14 protein-coding genes and 1 other annotated feature are annotated in these 16083 nt (G+C 39.8%); all 14 genes read right to left on the minus strand.

Features of this window, described 5'->3' with window-relative positions; all coding sequences use genetic code 11:
- Positions 1–90: 90 nt before the first annotated feature.
- The 14 genes from fusA to rpmG all read right to left on the minus strand — a co-directional run bounded on the left by fusA (position 91) and on the right by rpmG (position 16068).
- Positions 91–2169, minus strand: a complete 2079-nt coding sequence (gene fusA, locus ABH966_RS09310) for an elongation factor G (RefSeq protein WP_370077734.1) — start codon at positions 2167–2169, stop codon at positions 91–93.
- 42 nt (positions 2170–2211) lie between these two features.
- Positions 2212–2682: a 30S ribosomal protein S7 gene (gene rpsG, locus ABH966_RS09315; RefSeq protein ID WP_100542814.1), complete on the minus strand. Its 471-nt coding sequence runs from the start codon at positions 2680–2682 to the stop codon at positions 2212–2214.
- A 149-nt stretch (positions 2683–2831) separates the two neighbouring features.
- Complete coding sequence (gene rpsL, locus ABH966_RS09320; protein WP_010860613.1) at positions 2832–3251, minus strand: 30S ribosomal protein S12; 420 nt, start codon at positions 3249–3251, stop codon at positions 2832–2834.
- A gap of 98 nt (positions 3252–3349) precedes the next feature.
- Entirely contained in the window at positions 3350–3598 is a 249-nt protein-coding gene (locus ABH966_RS09325; RefSeq protein WP_142509905.1) for a ribosomal L7Ae/L30e/S12e/Gadd45 family protein, read from the minus strand.
- A gap of 138 nt (positions 3599–3736) precedes the next feature.
- Positions 3737–7423, minus strand: a complete 3687-nt coding sequence (rpoC, locus tag ABH966_RS09330) for a DNA-directed RNA polymerase subunit beta' (RefSeq protein ID WP_370077737.1) — start codon at positions 7421–7423, stop codon at positions 3737–3739.
- 207 nt (positions 7424–7630) lie between these two features.
- Positions 7631–11206: a DNA-directed RNA polymerase subunit beta gene (gene rpoB, locus ABH966_RS09335; protein ID WP_370077739.1), complete on the minus strand. Its 3576-nt coding sequence runs from the start codon at positions 11204–11206 to the stop codon at positions 7631–7633.
- Positions 11207–11448: 242 nt separating this feature from the next.
- Positions 11449–12051, minus strand: a complete 603-nt coding sequence (locus tag ABH966_RS09340; protein WP_370077741.1) for a class I SAM-dependent methyltransferase — start codon at positions 12049–12051, stop codon at positions 11449–11451.
- A 76-nt stretch (positions 12052–12127) separates the two neighbouring features.
- Positions 12128–12487 carry a 50S ribosomal protein L7/L12 gene (rplL, locus tag ABH966_RS09345; protein ID WP_049662812.1) on the minus strand — a complete coding sequence of 120 codons (360 nt, stop codon included), beginning with the start codon at positions 12485–12487 and terminating at the stop codon, positions 12128–12130.
- Positions 12488–12555: 68 nt separating this feature from the next.
- Positions 12556–13056: a 50S ribosomal protein L10 gene (gene rplJ, locus ABH966_RS09350; RefSeq protein ID WP_370077744.1), complete on the minus strand. Its 501-nt coding sequence runs from the start codon at positions 13054–13056 to the stop codon at positions 12556–12558.
- Positions 13057–13088: 32 nt separating this feature from the next.
- Positions 13089–13235: a sequence feature (ribosomal protein L10 leader region), on the minus strand.
- Positions 13236–13296: 61 nt separating this feature from the next.
- Positions 13297–13995 (minus strand): 50S ribosomal protein L1, encoded by a 699-nt coding sequence (gene rplA / locus ABH966_RS09355; RefSeq protein ID WP_370077746.1) that lies wholly within the window; start codon positions 13993–13995, stop codon positions 13297–13299.
- Between the two features lie 119 nt (positions 13996–14114).
- Positions 14115–14540, minus strand: a complete 426-nt coding sequence (gene rplK / locus ABH966_RS09360; RefSeq protein WP_004233593.1) for a 50S ribosomal protein L11 — start codon at positions 14538–14540, stop codon at positions 14115–14117.
- A gap of 225 nt (positions 14541–14765) precedes the next feature.
- Complete coding sequence (nusG, locus tag ABH966_RS09365) at positions 14766–15299, minus strand: transcription termination/antitermination protein NusG (RefSeq protein WP_049662801.1); 534 nt, start codon at positions 15297–15299, stop codon at positions 14766–14768.
- 388 nt (positions 15300–15687) lie between these two features.
- Positions 15688–15873, minus strand: coding sequence for a preprotein translocase subunit SecE (gene secE / locus ABH966_RS09370; protein WP_053596042.1), 186 nt, complete (start codon positions 15871–15873; stop codon positions 15688–15690).
- Between the two features lie 48 nt (positions 15874–15921).
- Positions 15922–16068, minus strand: a complete 147-nt coding sequence (gene rpmG / locus ABH966_RS09375; RefSeq protein WP_132362667.1) for a 50S ribosomal protein L33 — start codon at positions 16066–16068, stop codon at positions 15922–15924.
- Positions 16069–16083: the final 15 nt, after the last annotated feature.

The raw sequence follows: 16083 nt of genomic DNA on the forward strand, positions 1-16083 counted from the left end.
AGAATGAATGCTGATAGAGAACGGGCCCATCCTCTATCCCACAATCATAGCTTACAAATTAGTTATACTTTATGCAAGATGAAAATTCAATTATTCACCTTTATTTTTTTTGATGATTTCAGCAGCGATTGATTTTGGTACTTCTTCATAATGATCGAATGTCATTGAGAATACACCACGACCTTGCGTTGCTGAACGAAGAGTTGTTGCATAACCAAACATTTCCGCTAAAGGAACCATTGCACGAACAACTTGAGAGTTACCGCGAGCTTCCATACCCTCTACGCGTCCGCGACGAGAAGTAATGTTACCCATGATATCACCAAGGTATTCTTCTGGAATTACAACTTCTACTTTCATCATTGGTTCTAAAATAACTGCATCACATTGCTTCGAAGCTTCTTTAAGAGCCATAGATGCAGCGATTTTGAACGCCATCTCATTCGAGTCAACGTCATGGTAAGAACCGAATACTAATTTCGCTTTAATGTCGATAAGTGGGTAACCAGCTACTACACCGCGGTCAAGAGAGTCACGAAGACCAGCTTCTACTGCAGGAATGTATTCACGAGGTACTACACCACCAACGATAGCGTTTTCGAATTCAAAGCCTTTACCTTCTTCATTTGGAGAGAACTCAATCGTTACGTCTCCGTATTGTCCACGACCACCAGATTGGCGAGTGAATTTACCTTGAACTTTTGCAGAGCTACGGAATGTTTCACGGTAAGATACCATTGGAGCACCTACGTTAGCTTCTACTTTAAATTCACGGCGCATACGGTCAACTAAGATATCAAGGTGAAGCTCACCCATACCTGAGATGATTGTTTGACCAGTTTCTGTGTCAGTATGAGCACGGAAAGTTGGATCCTCTTCTTGAAGTTTTTGTAAAGCTTGACCCATTTTATCTTGGTCAGCTTTTGATTTTGGTTCTACAGAAAGAGAAATTACTGGCTCAGGGAATTCCATTGATTCAAGAATAACTAGGTTTTTCTCGTCACATAGAGTATCACCAGTAGTAGTATCTTTAAGACCTACTGCTGCTGCGATGTCCCCAGCGAATACTTTAGAAATCTCTTCACGAGAGTTTGCGTGCATTTGTAGGATACGGCCTACGCGTTCACGTTTACCTTTAGAAGAGTTTTGTACGTATGAACCTGATTCTAAAGTTCCAGAATACACACGGAAGAAAGTTAATTTACCTACGAATGGGTCAGTCATAACTTTAAATGCAAGAGCTGAGAATGGCTCCTCATCTGAAGAATGACGTTCTAATTCCTCGTCACCATCAACATCAGTACCTTTGATTGCTGGTACATCTAATGGAGATGGTAAGTAATCGATAACTGCATCTAACATTGGGCGTACGCCTTTGTGTTTGAATGCTGTACCACAGATTACTGGGTAAAATTCTACTGCGATCGTAGCACGACGGATAGCCGCTTTAAGTTCAGCAACAGAAATTTCTTCACCTTCTAAATATTTTTCCATGATTTCTTCATCAACACTTGCAACAGCATCGATTAATTTTTCACGGTATTCTTCAGCTTGTGCGCGGTGTTCTTCAGGAATTTCACCTTCAGTTACTGCTGTACCTTTTTCGTCGCCGTAGAAAGTAGCTTTCATTTCAACTAAGTCAATGATTGCTGAGAACTGATCTTCAGCTCCGATAGGTAATTGGATAGGATGAGCGTTTGCTTGTAAACGTTCGTGTAGAGTTCCTACAGAATATAGGAAATCTGCTCCTGTTTTATCCATTTTGTTAATGAACACGATACGTGGAACGCCGTAAGTTGTAGCTTGACGCCATACTGTTTCAGTTTGAGGTTCAACACCAGATTGAGCATCAAGAACTGTTACAGCACCATCAAGTACGCGTAATGAACGTTCAACTTCTACAGTGAAGTCTACGTGTCCAGGAGTATCGATGATGTTTACACGGTGGCCGTCCCATTGAGCTGTTGTTGCAGCAGAAGTGATTGTGATACCACGTTCTTGCTCTTGCTCCATCCAGTCCATTTGAGAAGCGCCTTCGTGAGTTTCACCGATTTTGTGAATCTTACCTGTGTAATAAAGGATACGCTCAGTAGTTGTTGTTTTACCAGCATCAATGTGAGCCATGATCCCAATATTACGAGTATTCTCAAGAGAGAATTCGCGTTTCATAAGGTATTTCTCCTTCCATATTGGGCTTATGCGATGTTTAGATTACCAACGGTAGTGAGCGAATGCTTTGTTCGCTTCTGCCATTTTGTGCATATCTTCACGCTTTTTAACTGATGCACCAGTGTTGTTAGAAGCATCAAGGATTTCGTTAGCTAAACGCTCTTCCATTGTTTTTTCACCACGAAGACGAGCGTAGTTAACTAGGTAACGAAGACCTAAAGTTGTACGACGTTCTGGACGTACTTCTACTGGCACTTGGTAGTTAGAACCACCAACACGGCGAGCACGAACTTCAAGAACTGGCATTACGTTGTTTAGAGCAGCTTCGAATACTTCAATTGGATTTTCACCAGAACGTTCTTTAACTAGATCGAACGCACCGTATAAAATCTTTTGAGAAGTACCTCTTTTACCATCAACCATCATTTTATTAATTAAACGAGTTACTAGTTTTGAACTATAAATTGGATCTGGTAACACGTCACGTTTGGAAACAGGACCTTTACGAGGCATGTGTTTTCCTCCTTTCGAATAATTATCGATTTATTTTATAAGAATTACCTTGTCATAGTTGCCAGGCAAATTTCCAATCTGCTAGGAAGGTTGGAAATTTGCGACTACTACTTCACGTCCATTATTAAGCAACGCTCAATAATGTTAAATTATTTTTTTTCTTTAGGGCGTTTTGTTCCGTATTTAGAACGTGATTGTAAACGACCGTTTACACCAGCTGTATCAAGAGCACCACGTACGATATGGTAACGAACACCCGCTAAGTCTTTTACGCGTCCGCCACGGATAAGAACAACACTGTGCTCTTGTAAGTTGTGGCCTTCACCTGGGATATAAGCTGTAACCTCAATTTGGTTAGTTAAACGTACACGAGCGTATTTACGTAACGCTGAGTTTGGTTTACGAGGTGTCATTGTACCTACACGAGTACAAACACCGCGTTTTTGTGGAGATTTAACATCAGTTAAAGATTTTTTAAATGAGTTATATCCTTTGTTTAACGCTGGTGATTTTGATTTCGTGATTTTAGATTGACGAGGCTTACGTACTAATTGGTTAATTGTAGGCATCGGTATTTCCTCCCTTCATTTATTCCTTGTTAATACCACACATCCAGGTGGTTCATTTTTTGGGTAAAAACAAAGTCTTTGTGTTCAATACACAAAAACTACTCTACAGTGATCGCAACTACCGCAGCTCCAACGTGGATTCCACAGGCCTTGCCCAGTTCCTTTTTGGACTCAACAAGAATAACTGGTATACCGATTTCTCTCGCGAAAGATATGGCCGAATCGGTTACCCAATTGTCTGCATCAAGTGCCACAAAAAGTTCTTTCACTGAACCAGCTTGCATTGCTTTTACTGCTTGCTTTGTACCTATGATTGTTTGACTATCCCTTACTCTATCATAAGACATTTTCATATCCTCCGAAGTACAGACAGTTAACTATCAACCTTCAATATATTATCATTACCAATTTCGACTGTCAACTAATATCTTTAAAAAGCCCGAAGAGATGATTAAAATACATCTCTTCGGCACTTATTTTAATGATTATTCAGCAGAAATTAGGTCTTCTGTGTCAAGCTCATCTTTTTCAATACGGATTTGACGGTAACGTTGCATACCAGTACCTGCAGGAACAAGTTTACCGATAATTACGTTTTCCTTCAGACCAAGAAGTTCATCACGTTTTCCTTTAATAGCAGCATCCGTTAACACACGAGTTGTTTCTTGGAATGATGCAGCGGATAAGAATGATTCTGTTTCAAGAGACGCTTTTGTAATACCTAGGATAACAGGACGACAAGTTGCAGGGTTTTTGCCATTTAGCACAGCATCTGCATTTGCTTCTGAGAATTGGTGAATATCTAGTAATGAGCCTGGTAATAATTCTGTATCACCAGCTTCGATTACACGAACTTTACGAAGCATTTGGCGAACCATTACCTCGATATGTTTGTCTCCAATTTCTACCCCTTGCATACGGTATACTTTTTGTACTTCTTTTAACAGGTATTCTTGAACTGTTGAAACGTCTTTAACTTTTAATAATTGTTTTGGATCAATAGAACCTTCTGTTAATACTTGACCACGTTCTACAAAGTCGCCTTCTTGTACTTTTAGACGAGCATTGTAAGGTGCTGCGTATTTACGTGTTTCTACTTCACCTTCAATTGTAATCTCTTTTAGACCTTCGCGGATTTCAGTGATGTCTGAAACAGTACCCGCGATATCAGAAATAACTGATTGACCTTTAGGATTACGTGCTTCAAAAATCTCTTGGATACGTGGAAGACCTTGTGTAATATCATCCCCGGCAACCCCACCTGTATGGAATGTACGCATTGTTAATTGTGTACCTGGTTCACCGATTGATTGAGCCGCAATAATACCAACTGCTTCTCCAACTTCAACCTCTTCACCTGTTGCTAAGTTCATGCCGTAACATTTTTTACATACACCATGTTTTGTATTACATGTGAATGCTGAACGGATTGTTACTTCCTCGATACCAATCTCGATAACCGCACGCGCGATATCTTGATCGATTAAGCCATCTTTTTCTAAGATAACTTCACCTGTTTCTGGATGCATGATTGTTTTCTTCGTATGACGACCGATAATACGTTCATCTAACGCTTCAATTAACTCTGTGCCTTCCATTAACGCACCGATTGTTAAACCACGGTCAGTTCCACAGTCATCCTCACGAACGATAACATCTTGTGCTACGTCAACAAGACGACGTGTTAAGTAACCTGAATCGGCAGTTTTTAGGGCTGTATCGGCAAGACCTTTACGAGCACCGTGAGTTGAGATGAAGTACTCTAATACCGTTAAACCTTCACGGAATGAAGATTTAATTGGAAGTTCGATGATACGACCAGCCGGGTTGGCCATCAGACCACGCATACCAGCTAACTGTGTAAAGTTAGATGCGTTACCACGGGCACCTGAGTCAGACATCATAAAGATTGGGTTTGTTTTCTCAAGCGACTTCATCAGCTTTGATTGAATTTCATCTTTCGCAGCACTCCAGCTTGAGATAACGCGATCATAACGCTCCTCTTCCGTGATGAAACCACGACGGAATTGCGCTTGAACTTTATCTACTTTTTCTTGAGCTACCGCTAAAATTTCACCTTTGTCTGGTAATACGACGATGTCAGATACACCTACAGTGATACCAGCACGTGTTGAATATTTGAATCCTAAGTTCTTCATGCGGTCAAGCATTTTAGATGTTTCAGTGATGTGGAAACGTTTAAATACTTCAGCAATGATATTACCTAAGAATTTTTTGCGGAATGGGTTTACAACTGGTACTGATGCAAAGTGTTTATGCAGTACAGCTGTGCGTTGTGCATCAACTTTACCTTTTTCATCAAGCCCATTATAAGTAGCATCTGCTTCAAGTTCTTTTAACGTTTCTTCATCAATTGTTAAATTAACAAAGTATTTGTCTGGTGTTTCTTGTTCTAAGTTGAATGCAGTTGGCTCATTAATGTATGGGAATGATTTAGGCAAGATTTCGTTAAAGATTACTTTACCAACAGTCGTTAATAGGAACATATTATTTTGTTCCTCAGTAAATGTTGGGTTATTTAACGAACTTGCTTTAATCGCAATACGAGTATGCAAATGTACATGACCTGTATCATATGCAATTAATACTTCGTTTGGTCCATAGAAAGTTGTTCCTTCGCCGCGAGCTGTTTCACGCTCAAGTGTTAAGTAATAGTTACCTAATACCATATCTTGAGATGGTGTTACAACCGGTTTCCCGTCTTTCGGGTTCAGGATGTTTTGTGCAGCAAGCATTAGAAGACGAGCTTCTGCTTGTGCTTCTGCTGATAATGGTACGTGAACCGCCATTTGGTCACCATCGAAGTCAGCGTTATAAGCTGTACATACTAATGGGTGAAGACGAATAGCACGACCCTCAACTAGTGTTGGTTCAAACGCTTGAATACCAAGACGGTGAAGCGTAGGTGCACGGTTTAGTAATACTGGATGCTCACGAATTACATCTTCTAAAACGTCCCATACATCGTTGTTTAAACGCTCGATTTTACGTTTAGCAGATTTAATATTATGAGCAAGACCACGTTCTACTAACTCTTTCATTACGAAAGGCTTAAATAGCTCAATTGCCATTTCTTTCGGTAGACCGCATTGATACATTTTTAAGTTTGGACCTACTACGATAACCGAACGACCAGAGTAGTCAACACGTTTACCAAGTAAGTTTTGACGGAAACGACCTTGTTTACCTTTCAGCATATGTGAAAGTGATTTTAATGGACGGTTACCAGGACCTGTTACAGGACGACCACGACGACCGTTATCGATTAATGCATCAACAGCTTCTTGTAACATACGTTTTTCGTTTTGTACGATGATACTTGGAGCACCAAGGTCTAGTAAACGTTTTAAACGGTTATTACGGTTGATTACACGACGATATAAATCATTTAAGTCAGAAGTTGCAAAACGACCACCATCTAATTGCACCATCGGACGAAGCTCTGGTGGAATAACCGGTAATACATCTAAAATCATCCATTCAGGAGAGTTACCTGAGTTACGGAATGATTCAACAACTTCAAGACGTTTAATTGCACGTGTACGGCGTTGACCTTGTGCTGATTTTAACTCTTCTTTTAAAGAATAAGTTTCATCTTCAAGATCAATTTTGCCTAATAATTTTTTAATTGCTTCCGCACCCATAGATGCTTCGAATGTGTTGCCGAATTTTTCGCGATATGCACGGTACTCTTTTTCAGAAAGTAGTTGCTTACTTTCTAAGTTTGTAGCACCTGGTTCGATAACAACGTAAGAAGCAAAGTAAATTACTTCTTCTAGTGCACGTGGGGACATATCTAAAATAAGACCCATACGGCTAGGAATACCTTTGAAGTACCAGATATGAGATACTGGTGCTGCTAATTCGATGTGGCCCATACGTTCACGACGAACTTTGGCGCGTGTTACTTCTACTCCACAACGATCACAAACTACGCCTTTATAGCGTACACGTTTGTATTTACCACAATGACACTCCCAGTCCTTAGTTGGACCGAAAATACGCTCACAGAATAAACCATCTTTTTCTGGTTTTAAAGTACGATAGTTGATTGTTTCAGGTTTTTTGACTTCACCGTATGACCAAGAACGGATCTTGTCAGGAGAAGCTAAACCGATTTTCATATATTCAAATTCATTAACGTCTATCAAGGAGCCTACCTCCCTCTAGTATAGGTCTTTATAAAGACTCTTTTACGCAGCTCGATAATCGTTTGCAAGAATCATGTCTCTTTGGCAAAAGATTAAAAATAGAATGATTTATTGAAAGAAAAAGCCGGGCAGGGCATTAAATCCTGCCCGACTAATTTGAAAAATAACTTTGACCGTGTTCACAAAGGTGTGAACTAACGTTTTCCATTATTCAAAAGACTCTACTGGCTCTTCTTCTTTTTCTTGCTGTGGTGCAATGTTAAGTGCGTCAGCTGGTTGAAGATCTTCTTCTTCGTCTAAGTCGCGAAGCTCTACCTCTTCATCATTAACTGTTAACATTTTCACATCCATACCAAGAGATTGAAGTTCTTTAATCAATACTTTGAATGATTCAGGAACGCCTGGCTCTGGTACACTTTCACCTTTAACGATTGCTTCGTATGTTTTCACACGACCAACAACATCATCGGATTTAACTGTTAAGATTTCTTGAAGTGTGTAAGCAGCACCGTATGCTTCAAGTGCCCATACTTCCATCTCACCAAAGCGTTGTCCACCGAACTGTGCTTTACCACCAAGTGGCTGTTGAGTAACAAGTGAATAAGGACCAGTTGAACGTGCGTGAAGTTTATCATCAACCATGTGAGCAAGTTTGATCATGTACATGACACCAACTGATACACGGTTATCGAATGGTTCACCTGAACGTCCATCATACAGGATTGTTTTACCATCGCGGTTCATACCTGCTTCTTCCATCGTTTCCCAAACATCTTCCTCGTTGGCACCATCAAATACTGGAGTTGCCATATGAACGCCTAAGTAACGAGAAGCCATACCTAAGTGTAGCTCTAAAACTTGTCCGATGTTCATACGAGAAGGTACGCCAAGTGGGTTTAACATGATATCAACAGGAGTACCGTCTGGCATGAATGGCATATCCTCTTCCGGTAAGATACGAGAGATAACCCCTTTGTTACCGTGACGTCCGGCCATTTTGTCCCCTACGCGAATTTTACGTTTTTGAACAATGTAAGCACGAACTAATTGGTTAACACCCGGTGGTAATTCATCGCCATCTTCACGGTTAAATACTTTAACGTCAAGAATAATACCGCCAGCACCATGTGGTACACGTAATGAAGTATCACGAACTTCACGAGCTTTTTCACCGAAGATAGCATGTAATAAACGTTCTTCAGCAGTTAATTCTGTAACCCCTTTAGGTGTTACTTTACCTACAAGAATGTCACCATCACGTACTTCTGCACCGATGCGGATAATACCGCGTTCGTCTAAGTTACGAAGCGCATCTTCCCCAACGTTTGGAATATCACGAGTGATTTCTTCAGGTCCTAATTTTGTATCACGAGACTCTGATTCATATTCTTCAATATGAACAGATGTATAAACATCGTCTTTTACAAGGCGTTCGCTCATGATAACAGCATCCTCATAGTTATAGCCGTTCCAAGTCATGAACGCAACAAGTACGTTACGACCAAGAGCAAGTTCACCATTTTCCATAGATGGACCGTCTGCTAAAATGTCACGAGGTTTCACACGTTCGCCAACTTTTACAAGTGGACGTTGGTTGTATGAAGTACCTTGGTTAGAACGAATGAATTTTTGTAATTTATATTTTGTTAAATCGCCTTTTACCTCTTTACCGTCAACGACTTCAATGCGGCGAACACGGATAGAGCGAGCTTCAACGTGCTCAACAATACCATCATATTTCGCTACTACAGCCGCACCTGAGTCACGCGCATCAACGTGTTCCATACCAGTACCAACGAATGGTGCTTCTGGGTTAAGAAGAGGAACTGCTTGACGTTGCATGTTGGCACCCATAAGTGCACGGTTCGAGTCATCGTTTTCTAAGAACGGGATACATGCAGTCGCAGCTGACACTACTTGTTTAGGAGATACATCCATGTAGTCCATTTGCGATTTGTTAAATACTGTATTGTCCCCACGGAAACGACCTACTACTTCGTCTTTAGCAAATGTACCATCAGGATTTAATAGTGAGTTCGCTTGTGCTACATAGTAGTTATCTTCTTCATCTGCTGTTAAGTAATCAATTTGATCCGTTACTTGACCTGTTTCATGGTCAATACGACGATAAGGTGTTTCAATGAATCCAAATTTATTTACTTTGGCAAATGAAGATAAAGAGTTGATTAAACCAATGTTTGGACCCTCTGGTGTCTCGATTGGACACATACGACCATAGTGAGAATAGTGAACGTCACGTACTTCGAAACCAGCACGCTCACGTGTTAAACCACCAGGTCCTAATGCAGATAGACGACGCTTATGCGTTAACTCTGCCAATGGGTTTGTTTGGTCCATGAATTGTGATAATTGAGAGCTACCAAAGAACTCTTTAATTGACGCAATTACCGGACGAATATTAATTAATTGCTGTGGTACAATCGCAGCTGTATCGTTAATAGACATACGCTCACGTACTACACGTTCCATACGGGATAAACCGATACGGAATTGGTTTTGTAAAAGCTCACCAACAGAGCGTAGACGACGGTTACCTAAGTGGTCGATATCATCTGTTGCCCCTACTTGGTAAAGTAAGTTGAAGAAATAACTTACTGAAGATAATACGTCAGCAGGCGTAATATTCTTCACTTCTTCATCGATGTACGCATTACTAATAATATTGATTTCTTTTTGCGCTTCATCTTTTGGTGCATAAATTTTAATAGACTGGATTGTTACATCGTCTTCAAGTACTCCGCCAACTTGTGATAAAGTGCGGTAACCGATCCCTTTTGATGAATCTTCTAAATACGGTAAGATTTTATCTAAAGTACGACGATCAAGAACTGTACCCTTCTCTACTAAAATTTCGCCTGTTTCTGGGTCTACAAGCGTTTCAGCAATCGTTTGGTTAAATAAACGATTTTTAATATGAAGCTTTTTATTCATTTTGTAGCGACCAACATTCGCTAAATCATAGCGTTTTGCATCGAAGAAACGAGAGTATAATAAACTCTTCGCACTTTCAACTGTTGGTGGCTCACCTGGACGTAAACGTTCATAGATTTCTAAAAGTGCTTTTTCAGTACTTTCAGAGTTATCTTTTTCTAACGTATTACGTAAATATTCGTTATCACCGATAATATCGATAATTTCTTGGTCTGAACCGAAGCCTAATGCACGAAGTAACACTGTTACTGGTAGCTTACGAGTACGATCAATACGCACGTATACTACATCTTTCGCGTCAGTTTCATATTCTAACCAAGCACCACGGTTCGGAATAACTGTCGCTCCGAAACCTTTCTTACCGTTTTTATCAGTTTTATCATGGAAATACACACTTGGTGAACGAACTAATTGTGAAACGATAACACGTTCAGCACCATTGATAATGAACGTACCTGTCTCTGTCATTAATGGGAAGTCACCCATGAAGACATCCTGTTCTTTCACTTCGTCTGTTTCTTTGTTGTAAAGACGTACTTTCACACGTAATGGAGCTGCGTAAGTAACATCTCGCTCTTTACACTCATCAACATCATATTTAGGATCTCCTAATGAATAATCGATGAATTCTAATGAAAGATTGCCTGTAAAGTCCTCGATCGGCGAAATGTCACGGAACATTTCACGTAAACCTTCTTCAAGGAACCACTCGTAAGACGCCGTTTGAATCTCAATCAGATTTGGAAGCTCAAGCACCTCGTTAATACGCGCAAAGCTTCTACGCTGGCGGTGTTGTCCATACTGAACTAGTTGACCTGTCAACTCATTCACCCCTCAATAAAGCGATATTAGGTCTTTGCAAAATCATACAAATAGTGTATGATTTCGAAAGACAAAAAGAAAACGAGTCTTCAAAAAGATCTCATTTTCGGTTAACTAAACTTATCTTGGCAAGTATACCCACATTATAACAATCATATTCAAAAAGGGCATACGACCTCAAAATAATATTTTTGCATTGTATCATGTTATCATAGCCGATTTGTCAAGTCAATAATTTATGCATATTTCACTTATTTTTTCGCGCGTACTATCCAGTACCCTTTTTTCTTCTCCACAACATCGACTTCAGAAAATTTTTCTTCTAAGTAACTTACCGTTGATGGTGCACCTTGCTTCTTCTGTATTACTACCCACAGCTCACCAGATGACACTAGCTTATCATAAGCTCCATCGTAAAAGCGGAAAATTGTTTCCTTTCCTGCGCGAATTGGAGGATTGGTTAAAATAGCTGCGGCGTTTACATCATTGTCAACCATCGATAGTCCGTCACTCACAAATATCCGTACATTTTGAACACCGTTTACTTGCGCATTTTTTTGCGAGAGTGCAACAGCACGTTCATTGATATCCATCATAAGAACGGTACGGTCTGGGTTTGTTTTGGCAATCGATAATCCGATCGGTCCGTACCCGCACCCCACATCAAAAATCGCACCATCAATATCAGGCATTTGAAAAGCATCTATTAAAACACGGGATCCAAAATCTACTTCGCTTTTACTAAATACACCTGCATCCGTTTCAAAGGAAAACGTATGCCCTAACAACTTGAATGTCCAGTGACGAGGTTTACTCTCGGTTTGAGGCTTACTCGTATAATAGTGATCTGACATTTCCACGCCTCCTCAAAATGAAGAAAAAAGCCCGCCACAATGACGAGCTTTCCTTTTGTTTAAAAGTAACGCGAGATTACTTAACTTCTACAGATGCGCCAACTTCTTCAAGTTTAGCTTTGATTTGTTCAGCTTCATCTTTAGAAACGCCTTCTTTAAGAGCTTTAGGAGCGTTATCTACTACTTCTTTAGCTTCTTTAAGACCTAAACCAGTGATTTCACGAACCGCTTTGATTACTTTGATTTTTTCAGCACCAGCAGATGCTAATACTACGTCAAACTCAGTTTTTTCTTCAGCAGCGCCAGCAGCAGCACCTACTACTGCTACAGGAGCAGCAGCTGTTACACCGAATTCTTCTTCGATAGCTTTTACTAAATCGTTTAATTCAAGAACTGTCATAGCTTTGATAGCTTCTAAGATTTGCTCTTTATTCATTATAATTTCCTCCTAATTGGATAATGTTTTATTGTTGCGGTCAGGCCGCGGAAGTTATAGTGCGTATATTACGCGCCTTGTTCTTCTTTTTGTTCTGCAACAGCTTTTGTTGCAAGTGCGAAGTTGCGCACTGGAGCTTGAAGTACAGATAAAAGCATAGAAAGAAGACCTTCGCGTGATGGAAGTTCTGCAAGTGCTTTAACATCTTCAACAGATGAGATTGTACCTTCAATAATACCCGCTTTAATTTCTAAAGCTTCGTTTTTCTTAGCGAACTCGTTGATGATTTTAGCAGGAGCTACAACATCTTCATTTGAGAACGCAATTGCGTTAGGACCAACTAATACGTCATTGATTCCTTCAAGACCAACAGCTTCAGTAGCACGACGTGTTAAAGTGTTTTTGTAAACTTTGAACTCAACGCCAGCTTCACGAAGTTGTTTACGAAGTTCAGTTACTTGCGTAACGTTAAGACCACGGTAATCCACAATTACTACAGAAGCAGCATTTTGAAATTTCTCAGTAATCTCTTGAACTTGTGCTTGTTTGTTTTCGATAACTTTGCTCATGATGACACCTCCTATTAGAATGGGTCATTTATACCGACAAAAGAAAAGCCTCTGGGTCAAATAGACACAGAGGCTGAAAGTCATCATCTTTAAAATAAGATTCCGAATTCCGCTGTCCTCGGTAGGATCATTAAGTGACAAGTCACTCCTACTGTCTACGGTACAAATGGATGATTCACAACAGCAACCATCTTATCATAGATAGACAGCGCCGTCAACAGATTTACATAAAAACTTAAATTATTTTACTACTACGCTTGAAGCATCAACTTTAAGAGCTGGACCCATTGTAGTTGTAACGTTTACAGATTTCATGTAAGTACCTTTAGCTGCAGCAGGTTTCGCTTTTTGCACTACATCGAATACAGTTAAGAAGTTTTCAACTAATTTTTCTGTAGAGAAAGAAACTTTACCGATAGGTGCGTGGATGATACCAGCTTTATCAGCACGGTATTCTACTTTACCAGCTTTAATTTCTGCGATAGCTTTTGTTACATCGAAAGTAACTGTACCAGTTTTAGGGTTTGGCATTAAACCTTTAGGTCCTAATACGCGACCAAGTTTACCAACTTCACCCATCATGTCAGGAGTTGCAACGATTACATCGAAATCAAACCAACCTTGTTGGATTTTTTGGATGTATTCTGCATCGCCTACATAGTCAGCACCAGCAGCTTCAGCTTCTTTAAGTTTTTCACCTTTAGCGAATACTAATACGCGTTGAGTTTTACCAGTACCGTTTGGTAACACTACTGCACCACGGATTTGTTGGTCGTTTTTACGAGTATCGATTCCTAGACGGAAAGCAACTTCTACAGTAGCGTCGAAGTTCACTGAGCTAGTTTTTTGAGCAAGTTCGATTGCTTCTTGAGCGCCGTATAATGCGTTACGGTCGATTAATTTTGCTGCATCTTGCAGTTTTTTACCTTTTTTAGCCATTATATAATTCCTCCTTGATTGTGGTTATAGCGGATTTTACCTCCCACGAATAAAGGTTGCGCGTTCACAAAGAAACTCCGCAACCTTCCAAAAAACAAATACATCATCAAGTAATGGGATTAGTCTTCGATAACAATACCCATGCTTCGTGCAGTACCTTCAACCATTAACATTGCAGCTTCTACTGAAGCAGCGTTAAGGTCTGGCATTTTAGTTTCAGCGATTTCGCGAACTTTATCACGTTTAACCGTTGCCACTTTTTTACGATTTGGTTCACCAGATCCAGATTGGATACCAGCTGCTACTTTAAGTAGTACTGCTGCGGGTGGAGTTTTTGTAATGAAAGTGAATGAACGGTCCTCGAATACTGAAATTTCAACTGGAATGATAAGACCAGCTTGATCTGCAGTACGCGCGTTGAATTCTTTACAGAATCCCATGATGTTCACACCTGCTTGACCTAATGCAGGACCAACCGGTGGAGCTGGGTTTGCTTTACCAGCAGGGATTTGAAGTTTAACAACTTTAATAACTTTTTTAGCCACGAGACACACCTCCTTAAGTCCGTGATGTGGTAATTGGGTTGCCCCTCCCACTCAATATCTGTCTGTCAGCTAATTGCCGATAACATTAAAATTATCATTGCAGACGTCAAACCAAAGTATGACAATCTGACCTAGAAATGATACCACTTTTAATTTTTTTAAGCAAGTAGTAATTAACAAAATCTGCGACATACGTCTTAGACATATGTACTTTAGTTACTAGAACTACATTTTTTGTATTTGCTCAAAATCTAGTTCCATAATTGTTTCGCGACCAAACATATCGACAGAAACTTTCACTTTTCCTTTTTCAGTGTCAATTTCTTCAACACGTCCTTGGAAGTGAGCAAAAGGCCCTTCCAATACTTCTACTGCTTCTCCAACAGAAATATCAATCTCGACAATTTTGTCAGTCATTCCCATTTGTTGAAGTAGACGATCCGCTTCTTCAGGTAATAAAGGTGTCGGTTTTGCACCACCACCAGATGAACCGATAAAGCCAGTTACACCTGGCGTATTGCGTACAACATACCATGAATCATCTGTCATAATTAGCTCTACTAAAACATAACCAGGGAAAACTTTGCGCATCATAGTACGCTTTTTCCCATCCTTCATTTCTGTTTCTTCATGTTCAGGTACAATAACACGGAAAATCTTATCCTGCATACCCATTGTTTCTACACGTTTCTCTAGGTTTGCTTTTACACGGTTTTCATACCCTGAATACGTATGAACAACATACCAATTTTTCTCCATAACTACTAGGACTCCTCGTCCGTCCCTCCCTTACAAATAAGAGTGAAAATGATTCACGATATGCTAAGTGCATTCTTTACTCTTTTCACAAACTGCTCATTAGAAAAACATAGCTTTCGCTAATAGCTAGCGAAAGCCTGATGATATATACCAAATCTAGCATAGTCATCTATCGCTACCCTCATACTATCCCTAGTAGCTTACTTATCATATTGAGAATATTTTACTGCTGTCCACTTCTTCAATTTCGCCTTGGCGTAATTGCCGCTGACGCGCAGATAAACAATGCGTTCGGAGGCTTTATCTTCAACGAAGATAAAACAAACGAAAAAACCCGTTTATTGTAATGACGGGCTATTTCAGAAGTATTAACATGCTATTTACTAAATTATAACTCTAAGTACCAGCGGAATAATGATGAAATACCTAAGTCTACTAACACAAAAAATAAAGCCATAATTACAACAGTTGAAATTACAACGACTGTATATTTCGTCAGTTCTTTACTTTTTGGCCAGCTTGTTTTGCGCATTTCCGACATTACATTGCTGAAAAAGCCTTTAATCTTGCCCATTCTAGCCTAACCTCCGAATCAATCATATCTGTCTATTTACAAATTATTTTATAGCGTTTGTTTATGCACTGTATGTTCATTGCAATGCGAGCAAAATTTCTTTAATTCGAGGCGTACAGTTGTATCTTCCTTAGCTGGAAACGTATAATTTCTCGATCCGCATTTTTCGCAATTTAGAACGACTTTTTTTGCCATATAATCACCTTTTCG

The organism is Lysinibacillus sp. RC46, assembly GCF_041262385.1.
Lineage (GTDB): Bacteria > Bacillota > Bacilli > Bacillales_A > Planococcaceae > Lysinibacillus.